12 protein-coding genes are annotated in these 13,657 nt (G+C 76.4%); 8 read left to right on the top strand and 4 right to left on the bottom strand.

From position 1 onward, the window contains the following. Positions 1-135: 135 nt before the first annotated feature. Together ACFVGO_RS29340 and ACFVGO_RS29345 are read right to left on the bottom strand one after the other, a co-directional pair. On the bottom strand, positions 136-3,432 hold the full coding sequence (locus tag ACFVGO_RS29340; protein WP_380349032.1) for a sacsin N-terminal ATP-binding-like domain-containing protein: 3,297 nt from the start codon (positions 3,430-3,432) through the stop codon (positions 136-138). Between the two features lie 215 nt (positions 3,433-3,647). Then, entirely contained in the window at positions 3,648-4,529 is an 882-nt protein-coding gene (locus ACFVGO_RS29345; RefSeq protein ID WP_359905871.1) for a DUF3027 domain-containing protein, read from the bottom strand. A 548-nt stretch (positions 4,530-5,077) separates the two neighbouring features. On the opposite strand from ACFVGO_RS29345, the gene ACFVGO_RS29350 reads away from it, so the two are divergent. The 4 genes from ACFVGO_RS29350 to ACFVGO_RS29365 all read left to right on the top strand — a co-directional run bounded on the left by ACFVGO_RS29350 (position 5,078) and on the right by ACFVGO_RS29365 (position 8,702). Beyond that, the gene (locus ACFVGO_RS29350; RefSeq protein ID WP_380349138.1) at positions 5,078-6,427 is read left to right on the top strand and encodes an MFS transporter; all 1,350 of its coding nucleotides are present in this window, start codon (positions 5,078-5,080) and stop codon (positions 6,425-6,427) included. Between the two features lie 73 nt (positions 6,428-6,500). Beyond that, positions 6,501-7,046 carry a hypothetical protein gene (locus tag ACFVGO_RS29355; protein WP_359905746.1) on the top strand — a complete coding sequence of 182 codons (546 nt, stop codon included), beginning with the start codon at positions 6,501-6,503 and terminating at the stop codon, positions 7,044-7,046. 11 nt (positions 7,047-7,057) lie between these two features. Continuing rightward, complete coding sequence (locus tag ACFVGO_RS29360; protein ID WP_380635029.1) at positions 7,058-7,858, top strand: futalosine hydrolase; 801 nt, start codon at positions 7,058-7,060, stop codon at positions 7,856-7,858. Further along, a complete protein-coding gene (locus ACFVGO_RS29365) occupies positions 7,851-8,702 on the top strand; it encodes a 1,4-dihydroxy-6-naphthoate synthase (RefSeq protein ID WP_359905752.1) in 852 nt (283 codons plus the stop codon). The genes ACFVGO_RS29360 and ACFVGO_RS29365 overlap by 8 nt, the downstream gene beginning before the upstream one ends. Before the next feature lie 18 nt (positions 8,703-8,720). Here the strand turns inward: ACFVGO_RS29365 and ACFVGO_RS29370 are convergent, their stop codons facing one another. Continuing rightward, positions 8,721-9,104: a cold-shock protein gene (locus ACFVGO_RS29370; RefSeq protein WP_359905755.1), complete on the bottom strand. Its 384-nt coding sequence runs from the start codon at positions 9,102-9,104 to the stop codon at positions 8,721-8,723. A gap of 472 nt (positions 9,105-9,576) precedes the next feature. Between ACFVGO_RS29370 and ACFVGO_RS29375 the strand changes: the two genes are divergently transcribed. After that, positions 9,577-9,816: a hypothetical protein gene (locus ACFVGO_RS29375; protein ID WP_359905758.1), complete on the top strand. Its 240-nt coding sequence runs from the start codon at positions 9,577-9,579 to the stop codon at positions 9,814-9,816. A gap of 100 nt (positions 9,817-9,916) precedes the next feature. Here ACFVGO_RS29375 and ACFVGO_RS29380 read toward each other — a convergent pair whose 3' ends face one another. Next, the gene (locus tag ACFVGO_RS29380) at positions 9,917-10,546 is read right to left on the bottom strand and encodes an HAD family hydrolase (protein WP_359905761.1); all 630 of its coding nucleotides are present in this window, start codon (positions 10,544-10,546) and stop codon (positions 9,917-9,919) included. Positions 10,547-10,645: 99 nt separating this feature from the next. Between ACFVGO_RS29380 and ACFVGO_RS29385 the strand changes: the two genes are divergently transcribed. The 3 genes from ACFVGO_RS29385 to ACFVGO_RS29395 are packed head-to-tail and all read left to right on the top strand — an operon-like array spanning position 10,646 to position 13,607. After that, entirely contained in the window at positions 10,646-11,692 is a 1,047-nt protein-coding gene (locus tag ACFVGO_RS29385; RefSeq protein WP_359905764.1) for an iron ABC transporter permease, read from the top strand. Then, the gene (locus ACFVGO_RS29390; protein WP_380635033.1) at positions 11,689-12,789 is read left to right on the top strand and encodes a FecCD family ABC transporter permease; all 1,101 of its coding nucleotides are present in this window, start codon (positions 11,689-11,691) and stop codon (positions 12,787-12,789) included. Before ACFVGO_RS29385 ends, ACFVGO_RS29390 begins: the two co-directional genes overlap by 4 nt. Then, entirely contained in the window at positions 12,789-13,607 is an 819-nt protein-coding gene (locus ACFVGO_RS29395) for an ABC transporter ATP-binding protein (RefSeq protein ID WP_380635035.1), read from the top strand. Before ACFVGO_RS29390 ends, ACFVGO_RS29395 begins: the two co-directional genes overlap by 1 nt. Positions 13,608-13,657: the final 50 nt, after the last annotated feature.

Consider the following 13,657-nt stretch of genomic DNA (forward strand, 5'->3'; position numbering starts at 1 on the left):
CCTGTGGGTTGGTGTCGCCGTAGGGGGGGTCTAGGGCATCCCCTGGGAGACCACCGGGCACTTAAGGAAGCGCCGCGGCGGGGAGCAACCCCCCCCGCGGCCCCGCCGGTCGGGGCGGCCCCGCGGGGGGGGCGCTCAGCCCTCGAAGTCGCGGGCGGCCGAGAGCTCGTAGGCGCGGTCCGGCTCGCTGAGGGCGGCCAGCACCTCGAAGCGGCGGTGCCACTGCCCGACCGACCAGGCCAGCCCGGCGGCCAGGCCCTCCGGAGTGGCCGCGTGCAGCAGACCGGGCACCGGCGGGACCTCGAACTCGTCGTCCTCGTCGGCGGCCTCGGCCAGCTCCGGGTCGTACGGCGGCTCCGGGGCGTCCGCCCCGGTGTCCCAGCGCCAGTCCACCGCCGCCTCGCCGCCGTCCGGCCCGACGACCAGCAGCTCCTCGTGCTCCTCGTAGGCGACCGGGCAGCCGGGCAGCAGTTCCCGCACCACCGCCGGGACCCGGTGCAGCACGCCCTCGGAGAGCACCCGGCCGCCCGCCACCTCACTGGCCAGCGACACGTGCAGCCGCTCGGCGAGGTCGGCGGCCAGCGCCGGGGCGACCGGCAGCAGCGGGTACCGGTGCAGCAGCTGGACCAGGTCGGGAGCGTCGGCGACGACCGCCTCGGTGGCGTCCACCACCACCGTGTGGTCCGGCCGGCGCCCGGTGTCCGGGTCCAGCGGCGGCAGCGCCCGCACCACGTCCAGCGGCTCGATCCGCCCACGGTCCACCCGGGCCAGCGCGGTGTGGATGCCGTGCAGCTGACGGTGGCCGACCTCGGCCTCCGGGTCGGTCATCCGGTCCAGCACCTCGTCCGGCCCGTGCGGCTCGGCGAGCAGCGCGGCCAGCGTGGTGCGCACCCCGAGCGCGTGCAGGAACTGGTCGTCCAGGGTGGTGCGGGCCTCGTCGTACAGGCCGCGCAGCAGCGGGTCGGCCCCGGCGGCACGCAGACCGGCCGGCTCCCGGCCCGCCAGCACCGGGTGGTCGCGCAGCCACCACGCGGTGTACGGCGGCAGGTCGGCGTACGAGCCGTCCGGCAGCAGGGTGCGCACCGGGGCGACCACGGCGTCCCGGTACGGCGGGCGGGCCAGCGCCGCGAGCGCCTCCGGCCAGGCGTCGTCGTCCACCAGGTCGAGGTCGCGCACGGCCAGCAGCTCGGCGGCCACCGGCGGGACGCCGACCGCCTCGTCGGCCTGCAGCGCCTCCAGCGCGTCCTCGGCCCACTCGGCGAGCCCGTCCGGCGCCTCGTCCAGCAGACCGGTGGGGTGGCCGCCGGCCGCGCGGTCGGCCGGGACGGTGGGGTCGAGCCGCTCCAGGTCGTCCGGGTCGAGCACCACGTCCTCGGCGCGCACCAGCACGAAGTCGGCCAGCACGCCGACGGCGGTCAGCACCTCCGGCCCCCAGCGCTCCAGCAGCTCGTCGTCCACCCAGCCGGCGTCCTCCTCGCGGGCGAGCGCGGCGAACGGGCTCCCGGGCAGCACGAGTTCGCCGGCCCGGGCGGGCTCGCCCTCGTCGTCGAGCAGCGCGAGCCGGGCCAGCCAGGGGTGGGCGCCCGGCTCCGGGGCGGCGGCCTTCACCAGGGCCAGGACGGCGTCGGCGAGTTCGAGCGCCGCGTCCAGGTCGTCCTCGGCCAGGTCGTAGGAGCGGGCGACGGCGGCCCGCACCTCGGGGGTGTCCAGCACCCCGGCCGGGGTGGCGGTGCCGGCACCGAGCTTGGCCAGCAGCGGGTGGGCGGCCTCGGGGTGGGCCAGGCGCAGGTCGAGCGCGGCGAGCGCGCCCGCCAGCGACTCGGGGTAGCCGGGGAAGGCCGCCCAGTCGGCGTCCTCGGAGGGCAGCAGGACGCGCCGCGGCCCGGTGACCGTCCGCCCGTCGGCGAGCGGGACGGGCAGCGCGCCGAGCGCCTCCGGGTCGGCCGCGCCCAGCGCCGCGTACAGGTTGCGCCACCAGGCGGGCTCGCGGTCCAGCCCGCCGAGCTGGTCCACCACCTCGGCCAGCGGCACCCGGCGCACGTTCAGCACCCGCAGCTCGGTGCGCCGCTCCAGGCCGGCCGGCAGCAGCCCCGGGAAGATCGGCGAGAGCGCCTCGACCACCGAGCCGTCCGCGCCCTCCAGCAGCGTCGCGTCCCGCGGCCGCAGCGCGGGCGTGCCCTCCTCGACCGGCGCCGGGTGCGGCAGGAACGGCGTCCCGGGCAGCCGGGAGAGCACCTCGGCGCGCAGCGCGTTGTCCAGCGCGCCCTGGCCGAGCGGGGCCGGTACGAGGCCGAGCGAGCCGAGGTCGGCGCCGCGGGCGCGCAGCAGCTCGGCGTAGCTGTCGGCGGCGCGCTCGGTGAGGAAGTCGGCCAGCGGGCCGGGGGCGACGTGCCGGCGGGTGGAGTCCAGCGGGTACGAGGCGATCAGCAGCGCGGGCAGACCGACCGGCTCGTCGCTGGGGGTGGGCGCGTGCAGCACGGAGGCGATCCCGGGCCGCTGCGGGACGCCGTCCGGGCCGACCGGGACGGCCCAGGTCACCGTCCAGTACGGGCGGGCGCGCTCCTCGGTGGGTCGGTCGCCCAGCAGCTCCGCCGAGAGCGTGCCGGAGGCCCCGACGGTCTGCCAGACCGTCTGCCGCAGCCGGCCGCCCGCGTCGTCAGTGACGGTGACCTCGGTGACCCCGTCCGGGCGGGTCTCCGCGGCGTCCCGGGTGAGCGTCCGGGTGCCGTCCGGGGTCTCCACCACGACCTCGCGCAGGCCGGGCAGGGTGAGCAGCAGCGCGTCGTCGATCCCGGCCAGCAGACGGCGGGTCAGGTCCTCGGCGGCGGCGTCCCGCAGCGGCAGCACCACCACCGTGTCGTAGCCCTCCGGGGCCGGGCCCTCGGCCGCGAACGGCAGCCGCAGCAGCGGCACGTGGCCGTCCCGGCGGCGCAGTTCGTCGGCCAGCTCGGGCTGGGCCGCGGCCAGCGCCCGCGCCTCGCCGAGCGACCAGCGCACCCCGCCGGTCGCGCTCAGCACTGCGGGCTCGTCGGTGACCGCGAGGACGGCGGCGAAGCCGACCCCGAACCGGCCGACGGCGGGCGTCTCACCGCGCTTGGAGGAGGCGCGCAGGGTGGACAGCGACTCGACGGCGGCCTCGTCCAGCGGGGCACCGGTGTTGGCGGCGGCGAGCACGCCGTCGGCGAGGGTCAGCCGCAGCCGGCCGGGGCCGTGCCCGGCCCGGACCGCCGCGTCGGCCGCGTTCTGCGCCAACTCGACCACCAGGCGGTCCCGGTAGCCGCCGAGCGCCAGCTCCTCCTCCGCGTTGGCGTCCTCCCGGAACCGGGCCGGCGAGGCGGCCCAGGCGGCCAGCACCCGTCGGCGCAGCGCGGCGCTGCCGAAGGGGTCCGCGAGGTGCTCGTCCGTGCCGCTGCCGATGATCCGAGGTTCCACTGGACCTGCCGCCTTCCGCTGCCCTGTTCGTCGTAGGGCATTCTTCCCTGCCCCACTGACTGCTCCCGACCACGGGCCCCGCCGCCGGCGGGCCGGGGACGGCGCCGGCGGCGGACCTGACGGCCTTTCCGCCGCCCGCCCGCAGCCCGGAAAGCAGCGCGGCCCGCGCCGGTCGTTGACCGGGCGGGCCGCTGGAGCCTGGGCGCGTGCCCGGCTCAGGAGTGGCCGAGCTCCTCGGCCGGGGCGTCGGGTTCGACCGAGCCGGAGGCACGGTCGGGGTGCAGCGGGAGCGGCTCGACCACCAGCTCGTCCAGGATCAGCTCGGACGGCGCCGGCGGGGCCGGGATGACGGCCGCCTCGGAGTGCCCGCCGCAGCCGTACGCGAAGGAGACGATCTGGCCGTCGGCCGGGCCGAACTCGTTGCCGCACACGCCGAAGGCCTGTCCGAGCGAGCCGCCGATCGGCACCAGGAAGCCGCAGCTCGCGCACGAGGCCGGTGCGGCCTGCGCCATCGGGGTCTGCGAGCCGTGGGACTTCTCCCAGCGCTCGGCGGCCAGGTGCAGGCCGAGCCGGGAGAGCACCCGGCTGCGGCCGAGGCCCAGCTCCTCGGCGACGGCGTCGATCCGGGCGCGGGCCGGGGCGGGCTGGACGTGCGGGTCGGTGACGACCAGGTCCTCGTCCTGCGCCAGGGCGACCGCGGAGTTCGGCGCGGGCTCGTCCTCGCCGGTCCAGCCGGGCTCCAGCCGCAGGTCGTCGGCGCCGGTGGGCAGCAGGTCGCCCGGGCCCATGTCGCCGGGGCGCAGCCGGTCGCTCCACGGCACCCACTGGGGCGCGAGCACCGCGTCGGGGCCGGGCAGCAGCACGACCTCGTCCAGGGTCACGTTCTTGGCGCGCGGCGCACGGGCGACGGTGACCGCCCAGTGCCAGCCGCGGTAGGCCGCGTCGAGGCACTCGAAGGTGTGGGTGACGACGCGGTCGGCGTCCGCCTGGACACCCAGGTGCAGCCCGACGGCCTCCGCACCGACGGCCTCCTCGGCGGCCTGACGGGCGAGTTCGACGGCCTCGGCACAGAGCCGGTCGGGGGTACGGCTTCGCATCGCAGCACTCACGGCGTCGATTCTCTCCCAGTTCTTCTGTCGCCCACGGCGTGTTGCCTGTTCCGTCGCGGCTCGGTGTCCCTCGTCCATTCTGCGTGACCGGGAGCCCCCTCGGGTACCGGCCGCGCCGCTCGACCGGCCTGCCGGCGCCCCGGCGGGTCGGCGGGTCGACCTTGGGCAGGCTACCCGTCGGTCGGCGCCCCGGCACAGTCCGGGGCGGACCCGGCCCTTCCGGGACCGCGCCGAGCCGGGCCCGCTCCCGCGTCGGCTCGGCGATTCTGGGGCAGGATGGGCTTGTGGCGGACCACGACCCGTCGCAGCACGCACTGCGCGACCCACGGGCCGGCAGCCCCGACCCCACGGACGCCGTGCCGCGACAGCAGCCCCCGGTCCCCGGCGCGGACGAACCGCAGCCGGCGGACGGTCCCGGGCCGCCCGCAGACACCGTGGACCCCTCCGGGGCCGAAGCCCCGGAGGGCCCCGACCGGGCCCCGCGGGAGCCGGACGGGGACGAGAACGAGGCCCCCGAGCCCCGCCGGCACTTCCTGATCCGCACCGCCTCCGCCGCCGGCTCCCGCACCGGCAAGGTGGTGCACGGCACCGGCCGCCGGATCCGCCGGGCCACCGCCGCCGAGGGCGCGGGCGAGTCCGGCCTCGCGAAGCTGATCGAGCTGCACGCGCTCAACTCCTTCGGCGACATGCTGATCACCGTCGCGCTGGCGTCCACCATCTTCTTCTCGGTGCCCACCGGCGAGGCCCGCGGCCGGGTCGCGCTCTACCTGCTGATCACGATGGCCCCGTTCGCCCTGCTGGCCCCGGTGATCGGCCCGCTGCTGGACCGGCTGCCGCACGGCCGCCGGGCGGCCATGGCGATGGCGATGCTGGCCCGGGCGGTGCTGGCCTGGACGATGGCCGGGGTGATCGTCGGCGGCGGCATCGCGCTCTACCCGGAGGCGCTCGGCGTGCTGGTCGCGTCCAAGGCGTACGGCGTGGTGCGCAGCGTGGTGGTGCCGCGACTGCTGCCGAGCCGGCTGTCCCTGGTGAAGGCGAACTCCCGGGTCACCCTGGCCGGACTGCTGGCCACCGGCGTGGCGGCCGGGGTGGGCGGGCTGCTGCACCTGGTCGGGCCCGGCTGGCCGCTGCGCGGCGCCTTCCTGGTGTTCGTGGTCGGCACCCTGATGGCCTTCCATCTGCCGCCCGCGGTGGACTCCGCCAAGGGCGAGCAGCGCGCCGTCCTGCACGCCGAGGTGCACGGCGAGGGCTCGCACCTGATCCATCACAGGCCGCCGCCGGTCAAGGCCTCGCTGCGCACGGTCGGCCCCTCGGTGATCCTGGCGCTGCGGGCGATGTCGGCGATGAAGTGGCTGGTCGGCTTCCTGGTGATGTTCCTGGCCTTCCTGCTGCGGGAGGAGCCGATCGGCGGGCTGCGGCCGACGGTGGCGCTGGGCCTGGTGGCGCTGGCCGCCGGGACGGGCAACGCGCTGGGCTCGGTGCTCGGCTCCTGGCTGCGCACCCGGGGCCCCGAGAAGACCATCAGCGCGATGCTGCTGCTGGCGACCTGCGCGACGGCCGCGGCCGCGCTCTGGTACGGCGTGGTGACGGTGGTCGTGGTCGCCGCGGTGGCCGGGATGGCTGCCTCGCTGGGCAAGCTGGCCCTGGACGCGCTGATCCAGCGGGACGTCCCGGAGGCGGTGCGGACCTCGGCGTTCGCCCGTTCGGAGACCCTGATGCAGCTGTCCTGGGTGGCGGGCGGCGCGGTCGGCATCCTGCTGCCGCTGAACGGGAAGCTGGGCCTGTCGATCGCCGCCGGGGTGGTCGGCCTGGCGCTGCTGTGGACGCTGCGCTCACTCCTGCGGGTGGGGCCGCGGCGGCACCCGGCGACGCCCCGGGTCGCCTGACCGCGCCGACGCGGCAACACGCGGTGCCGACCCCCGCGTCGCGTGATCGGCCGGGCCCGGTAGATTCTGACGCATGAGCCTCAATTCCCGTGCCATCGCCGCCCTCGGCGCCGTCGTCGTGGTCGGCGCCGCCACGGTGGGCACCTCCGTCGCCATTGCCGCCGGCCAGACCGAGCACATCTCGCACCGTGCCACCCTCACGGTCGGCAACTCCTCGATCGTCGCGGACCCGCTGTGCTGGAACGCCGGCAGCCCGCTCACCGACGACCAGCAGCAGAAGTGCCAGGAGGACGCGACCAAGGCCCTGCACGACGGCACGCTGCCCACCTCGGACGTCGTGGGGAGCGACCGGGTCGGCGTCGGGGTCTCCCCCAACGTGGCCGACACCGGCTGGTGGGCCTTCACCAACGGCGGCTCGTCCAACCAGGGCGGTCGCTACACCCTGTTCTCGGCCGCCAAGGGCCCGACCTGGTCCGGCGCCCAGTCGGCGAACAAGGTGCTCAACTCCAGCGGCAAGACCGTGGTGACCGTGGTCGAGGGCGACCCGAACCAGGAGGCCCCGATCGCCGTCTGGTACTTCCAGCTGAAGACCGAGGGCAACAGCTCCGACAACGGCTGACCGGTCCTGCGATGACCGCGCCCGCCGTCACCGACGGCCGCACCGAGCAGTCGGGCCCCGCACGGGCCCGGCTGCTCGTCGTCGTCGCGGTGGCCGCCGAGGCCGAGGCCGTGCTGCGCGGCCTGCCCGGTGCGACGGGCGCGCTGCCGCTGCCCGGCGGCACGCTGCACCGGGCCCAGGAGGTGCCGGTGGACGTGCTGGCCGCCGGGGTCGGCCCGGCCGCCGCCGCCGCAGGCGCCTGCGCCGCGCTGGCGGCCAGCACGTACGCGCTGGCCGTCTCGGCCGGGATCGCCGGCGGCTTCGCCCCGCTCGCCCCGGTCGGCTCCACGGTGCTGGCCGACGCGATCGTGGCCGCGGACCTCGGCGCCGAGACCCCCGAGGGCTTCGCCGACGTCACCGAGCTGGGCTTCGGCACCGTCCGGCACGCCCCGCCCCCGGCCGCCGTCGCGCTGGTCGCGCGGGCGCTGGGCGGCCCGGGCCTCGCCGTCGGCCCGGTACTGACCGTCTCCACCGTCACCGGCAGCGCCGCGCGGGCCGCCGAACTGGCCGCCCGCCACCCCGGTGCCGTCGCCGAGGCGATGGAGGGCTTCGGGGTGGCCGAGGCCGCCGCCCGGTACGGCGTGCCGGCCCTCGAACTGCGCACGGTGTCCAATCCGGTGGGCCCGCGCGACCGGGCCGCCTGGCGGATCGGCGAGGCGCTGGCCGCCCTGGAGCGGGCCTTCGCCGCGCTGCCCGTGCACGACCTGGCCGCGCGCCACGAACCGGACCCGGCCGCGCGGCACGAACCGATTGAGGAGGCCGGCCGTGGCTGAACGGCTGAGCATCGCGTACTCGCCCTGCCCGAACGACACCTTCGTCTTCCACGCCTGGGCGCACGGCCTGGTACCCGGGGCGGACGCCCCCGAGGTGACCTTCGCCGACATCGACGTCACCAACGGCCGGGCCGAGCGCGGCGAGCTGGACGTGCTGAAGATCAGCTACGGCGCGCTGCCCTGGGTCCTGGAGGAGTACGCCCTGCTGCCCTGCGGCGGCGCGCTGGGCCGCGGCTGCGGCCCGCTGGTGCTCACCCTGCCGGGCGTGGCCTCCCCCGCCGACCTGGCCGGGAAGACCGTCGCGGTGCCCTCCGAGCGCTCCACCGCCTACCTGCTGTTCCGGCTCTGGGCGGCGAAGGCGGTGCCCGGCGGTTTCGGCGAGATCGTCGTCCTGCCGTTCCACGAGATCATGCCCGCCGTCCGGGACGGCCGGGTGGACGCCGGCCTGGTGATCCACGAGGCCCGCTTCACGTACCAGCAGTACGGCCTGCACAGCCTGGCCGACATGGGCGAGGCCTGGGAGCAGGAGACCGGCCTGCCGATCCCGCTGGGCGCGATCGTCGCCCGGCGCTCGCTCGGCGCCGAGCGGCTGCGGGCGATCGCCGACGCGATCCGCGCCTCCGTGCGGCAGGCCTGGGCGGACCCGGCGGCGAGCCGCGAGTACGTGCTGGCGCACGCCCAGGAGATGGACCTGGACGTCGCCGAGCAGCACATCGGGCTGTACGTCACCGAGTTCAGCGAGGACCTCGGCGAGGAGGGCTACGCCGCCGTCCGCGCGCTGCTCACCCGGGCCGCCGCGGAGGGGCTGGTGCCCCCGCTCGACCCGGGTGCGCTCGCGTTCTAGCCGTCGGCCGGCCGACGGTCAGACGTCGAACTGGTCGGCCACCGCGCGCAGCAGGCCGGCCAGCTTCTGGCCGGTCGGCTTGGCGGGGTAGCGCCCGCGCTGGAGACCGGGCAGCACCGCGTCCAGCGTGGTGATCAGGTCCTGGACGATCGGTGCCATGTCGTCGGCGCTCCGGCGCTGGGCGGCGGCCACCGAGGGCAGCGCCTCCAGCAGCTGTACCGCCATCGCCTGGTCCCCGCGGTGCCCGGCGACCACGCCGAACTCGACCCGCTGGCCCGGCTTCAGCGACGTGACACCGGAGGGCAGCGCCTTGGTGTGGACGAAGACGTCGCCGCCGTCGTCGCGCGACAGGAAGCCGAAGCCCTTCGTCTCGTTGAACCACTTGACCTGGCCGGTGGGCATCTCGAACAGTCCTCGAATGGGTGTGGGGGATCCCGGCCCGGGCCGGGGATCACTGGGTGGTGGGAAAAGACGACCGGCCTCGACTCGGCGCCCGTGGGCGCTCATGGCCGGCACGCGGTCAGGAGCAGACTAACCGTCCGTCACTGCCTCATCCGCGTTCCGCGAGGGATCCGCGTTCCGAGGCCCGGTCGGGGCGGCGGGACCGGGATCTCGCGGTCACGGGCAACCCGGCGCCGGCACGGCCGGGGCGCGGCTCCGCGCGGTCCATCGGCTCACACCCCCCCGGGTCTGAGGACGCGGGGCGCACCTGTAGCGCCCCTCGGCACCCCGTGCATACCCCCGCTCAACAGGGATCAAAACGTTCAGCTGCCGGGAAACTGCGCAACGTGACCGACCCGCTCCGGTGGCGGCCCCCGGCCGCCGCTCTGCCAGACTGGGGACAGTGCCGACCGGCCCGGAGGAGTGAGCAGACGTGAGCAGCCAGAGCACCGACCCCGGCGACGTGTACGTCAAGGCCGGGGCGATCGTCTTCGGTCTCGGCGCACTCGCCACCCTGGTCACCTTCGTCCCGCTGTTCCTGCACCTGACGCCGCTGCCGACGGCGGCCTACTGGCTGAGCATGCTGATGCCGGCCGGTTTCCTGGCCGCGCTGACCGGGCTGCTGCTGAACGCGCGGTCCCAGCGCCGCCGGAGCACGCCCGTCGAGTCCTGAGGACGGCCGGGACGGCCGCCGGGGACCGGCTGCGGGCCGCGCGGACGGCTACGGGCCCGCCCGGCCGCTACGGGCCGCAGCGGGCCGCAACGGGCCGGCGCTAGCGTTCGGCCAGGTGCGCGGCGAGCCAGTCCGGGAAGTCGGTGAGGTCCGCCAGCACCACGTCCGCACCCGCCTCGCGCAGCTCCTGCGCGCTGTACGGGCCGGTGGGCACGCAGACCGCGAGGGCGTCCGCGTGCCGGGCGCCCCGGATGTCGCCCAGGTGGTCGCCGACGTAGACGCTCGCGCCGTGCTCGCGCAGCGCCTCGCCCTTGGTCTCCGCCCACAGGTCGCCGATCACGGTGTCCGCGGCCAGCCCGGCGTGCTCCAGGTGGAGGCGGGCGTTCGGCTCGTACTTGCCGGTGATCACCGCGACCCGGCCGCCGTGGGCGCGGACCGCCTCGACGGCGGCGTGCGCGCCGGGCAGGGCCACGGTCGGGGCGAAGGCGTGGTCGCGGTAGAGCTCGCGGTAGCGGTCGGCGACCCGCTCCACGTCGGCCTCCGGGAACCAGTTGCGGATCTCGTCCAGCAGCGGCGGGCCCAGCCGGGTGACCACCAGGTCGGCGTCGACGTAGGTGCCGGTCTCGGCGGAGAGCGCCAGGTAGGTGGCGCGGATACCCGGCCGGGTGTCCAGCAGCGTCATGTCGAGGTCGAAGCCGACGGTGAGCGGAGCGGGTGGGGTCGCGGACATGCCGTCAGGCTACCCAACCGGCGCCGCGGACCACGAGGCGATTTGCCCGGGCTTCTCAGCTGAACTTAGGTTTACCTGAGTTGTCTGCGGAGAGGGCCCATGACCGACACCAGCGCACCGCCCGGCGCACCGCCCGGCTCGCCGTACCGCGCGCCTCGGCGCCGAGCACTGTGGCTCGCCGCCGCCCTCGCCGTCCTGGCCGCCGCGGTGCTGCTGAGCCTGGCGGTCGGCAGCCGGACCATCCCGTTCGGCGACACGCTCGACGCCCTGCTGCACGGCGGCGACACCGCCAACGCCGTGGTGATCCGCGAGCTGCGGGTGCCGCGCACCGTCGTCGGCCTGGCCGTCGGCGCGGCGCTCGGCCTGGCCGGGGCCGTCATGCAGGGCCTGACCCGCAACCCGATCGCCGACCCCGGCATCCTCGGCGTCTCCCAGGGCGCGGCGGCCGGCGTGGTGGTCGCCATCTCCGGCTTCGGCGTCTCCACCCTCACCGGGTACGTCTGGTTCGGCTTCGTCGGCGCCGTGATCGCCACCGCGCTGGTGTACGGGCTCGCCGGGCGCGGCCGGGGCGGGGCCACGCCGATCAAGCTGGCGCTGGCCGGCTCGGCGACGTCCGCCTTCATCGCCTCGCTCAACACCCTGGTGCTGACCACCGACGCCGCCACCATGGACCAGTTCCGCTTCTGGCACGTCGGCTCGCTCTCCGGGCGGACCTCGGACGTGGCCTGGCAGCTGCTGCCGTTCCTGGCCGTCGGCACGGTGCTGGTGGTCGCGGTCGCGCGCGGACTGGACGCGCTGGCGCTCGGCGACGACACCGCGAAGGGGCTGGGCGCCAGGACCGGCCTGGTCCGGGCGGTCGGCGCGCTCGGCGCGACCGTCCTGACCGGTTCCGCGGTCGCGGCGGCCGGTCCGATCGCCTTCGTCGGCCTCGCCGTCCCGCACGCGGCCCGCGCGGTGGCCGGCGCCGACCACCGCTGGATCCTCGCCTTCTCCGCCGTCCTCGGCCCGGCGCTGCTGCTGCTCGCCGACACCCTCGGCCGGGTCCTGTTCCCGCCGTCCGAGGTCCCGGCGGGCGTGATGACGGCCCTGGTCGGGGTCCCGGTGCTGGTGGCCCTGGTCCGCCGCCGGAAGGTGGTGGCGGCATGAGTTCCGTCCCCGGCACGGCTCCCGGCCCCGGCGCGCCTCCCGGCCGCCGCAACGGTTCCGTCCCCCTGCGCGGGTACTCCGTCGTCCGGGCCGGACGGGCGTCGTTCCTGCTGCACCGGCGCTCGGTGGCCGTCGCCGTCGGGCTGCTGGTGGCGCTGGCCGCGACCGTGGTGGCCGCGCTCTGCCTGGGCGAGTCCACCGTCCCGCCGGGCGAGGTGGTCAAGGTGGTGCTCGGACGGCCCAGCCCGCACGAGCTGGTGGTCGGCGAGTTCCGGCTGCCCCGGGTGGTGGTCGGGCTGCTGGTCGGGCTGGCGCTCGGGCTGGCCGGGGCGCTGATCCAGACCGTCGCCCGCAATCCGCTGGCCAGCCCCGACGTGGTGGGCGTGACCTGGGGCGCGACCGCGACCGTGGTCGGCCTGATGGCGTACGGCGTGGTCGGCTCGACCGGCCAGGCCCCGTACGCGGCGGTGGCCGGCGGGCTGGTGGCCGGGCTGCTGGTGTACGCGCTGGCCTGGCGGCGCGGCCTGCACGCGCAGCGCTTCGTGCTGATCGGCATCGGCATCAGCGTCGCGCTGTCCTCCCTCACCTCCGTCTTCCTGACCAAGGGCGACGGCTTCCAGGCCCAGGCCGCCAAGGTCTGGATGACCGGCAGCCTGAACGGCGCCGGCTACGACCAGGCCGGATGGCTCGCCCGGGTGCTGCTCGCCGCCCTGCCGGTCGCGCTGTGGGCCGCCCGCGCCCAGCGGTCGATCTCCTTCGACGACGCCACCGCCGTCGGCCTCGGCCTGCGCCTGGACCGGATCCGCCTCGGCATGGCGCTGCTGGGCATCGTGCTGGCCTCGTGCGCGGCCGGGGCCGCCGGGCCGGTGGACTTCGTCGCGCTGATGGCCCCGCAGATCGCGCTGCGGCTGGCCCGCTCGGCGCAGATCCCGCTGTTCTGCTCGGCGCTGACCGGCGCGCTGGTGGTGGTCCTCGCCGACCTGATCGCCCGGCGGCTGCTCGCTCCGACGGAGCTGCCGGTGGGCGTGGTGACCGGCATGGTCGGCGCCCCGTACCTGATGTGGCTGCTGATCCGATCCCGCCGTGGAGGTTCCTGATGTCCGCTCACCGCCTGGAGGCCCGGGGCCTCACCCTGGCCTACGAGGCGCGCACGGTCGTCGACGGCCTGGACGTGGCCGTTCCGGACGGGCGGGTGACGGTGATCGTCGGCCCGAACGCGTGCGGCAAGTCGACCCTGCTGCGGGCCCTCGGCCGGCTGCTGAAGCCGGTCCGGGGCGCGGTGCTGCTGGACGGCGAGGAGCTGGCGCGGATCCCGACCAAGCGGATCGCCCAGCGGCTCGGCCTGCTGCCGCAGTCGCCGACCGCCCCCGAGGGCATCTCGGTGGCGGACCTGGTCGCGCGCGGCCGCCAGCCGCACCAGAGCTGGTGGCAGCAGTGGTCGCCGGAGGACGAGGCGGCGGTCGCCGAGGCGCTGGAGCGCACCTCCACCGCCGAACTGGCCGAGCGGAGCATGGACGAGCTGTCCGGCGGCCAGCGCCAGCGCGCCTGGATCGCGATGGCGCTCGCCCAGGGCACCGACATCCTGCTGCTGGACGAGCCGACCACCTACCTGGACATCGCGCACCAGGTGGAGGTGCTGGACCTGGTCCGCCGGCTGAACGTCGAGCGCGGCCGGACGGTCGTCGCGGTGCTGCACGACCTCAACCAGGCCGCCCGGTACGCCGACCACCTGGTGGCGATGCGGGACGGCCGGGTGGTGGCGCAGGGCCCGCCCGCGGACGTGGTGACGGCCGAGTTGGTGCGGGAGGTGTTCGGACTGGACTCGGTGGTGGTGCCGGACCCGGTGACCGGCACCCCGCTGGTCGTGCCGGGCGCCCCGTGGGTGGCGCTCACCCCGGACGGCACCCCCGCTTAACGGCACTTTATCTGCCATTTCGGACATAATCGACGGCGCCCCGCCCCGCC

The sequence above is a fragment of the Kitasatospora sp. NPDC057738 genome (genome assembly GCF_042798815.1).
GTDB classification, from domain to species: Bacteria; Actinomycetota; Actinomycetes; order Streptomycetales; family Streptomycetaceae; genus Kitasatospora; species Kitasatospora lactacystinica.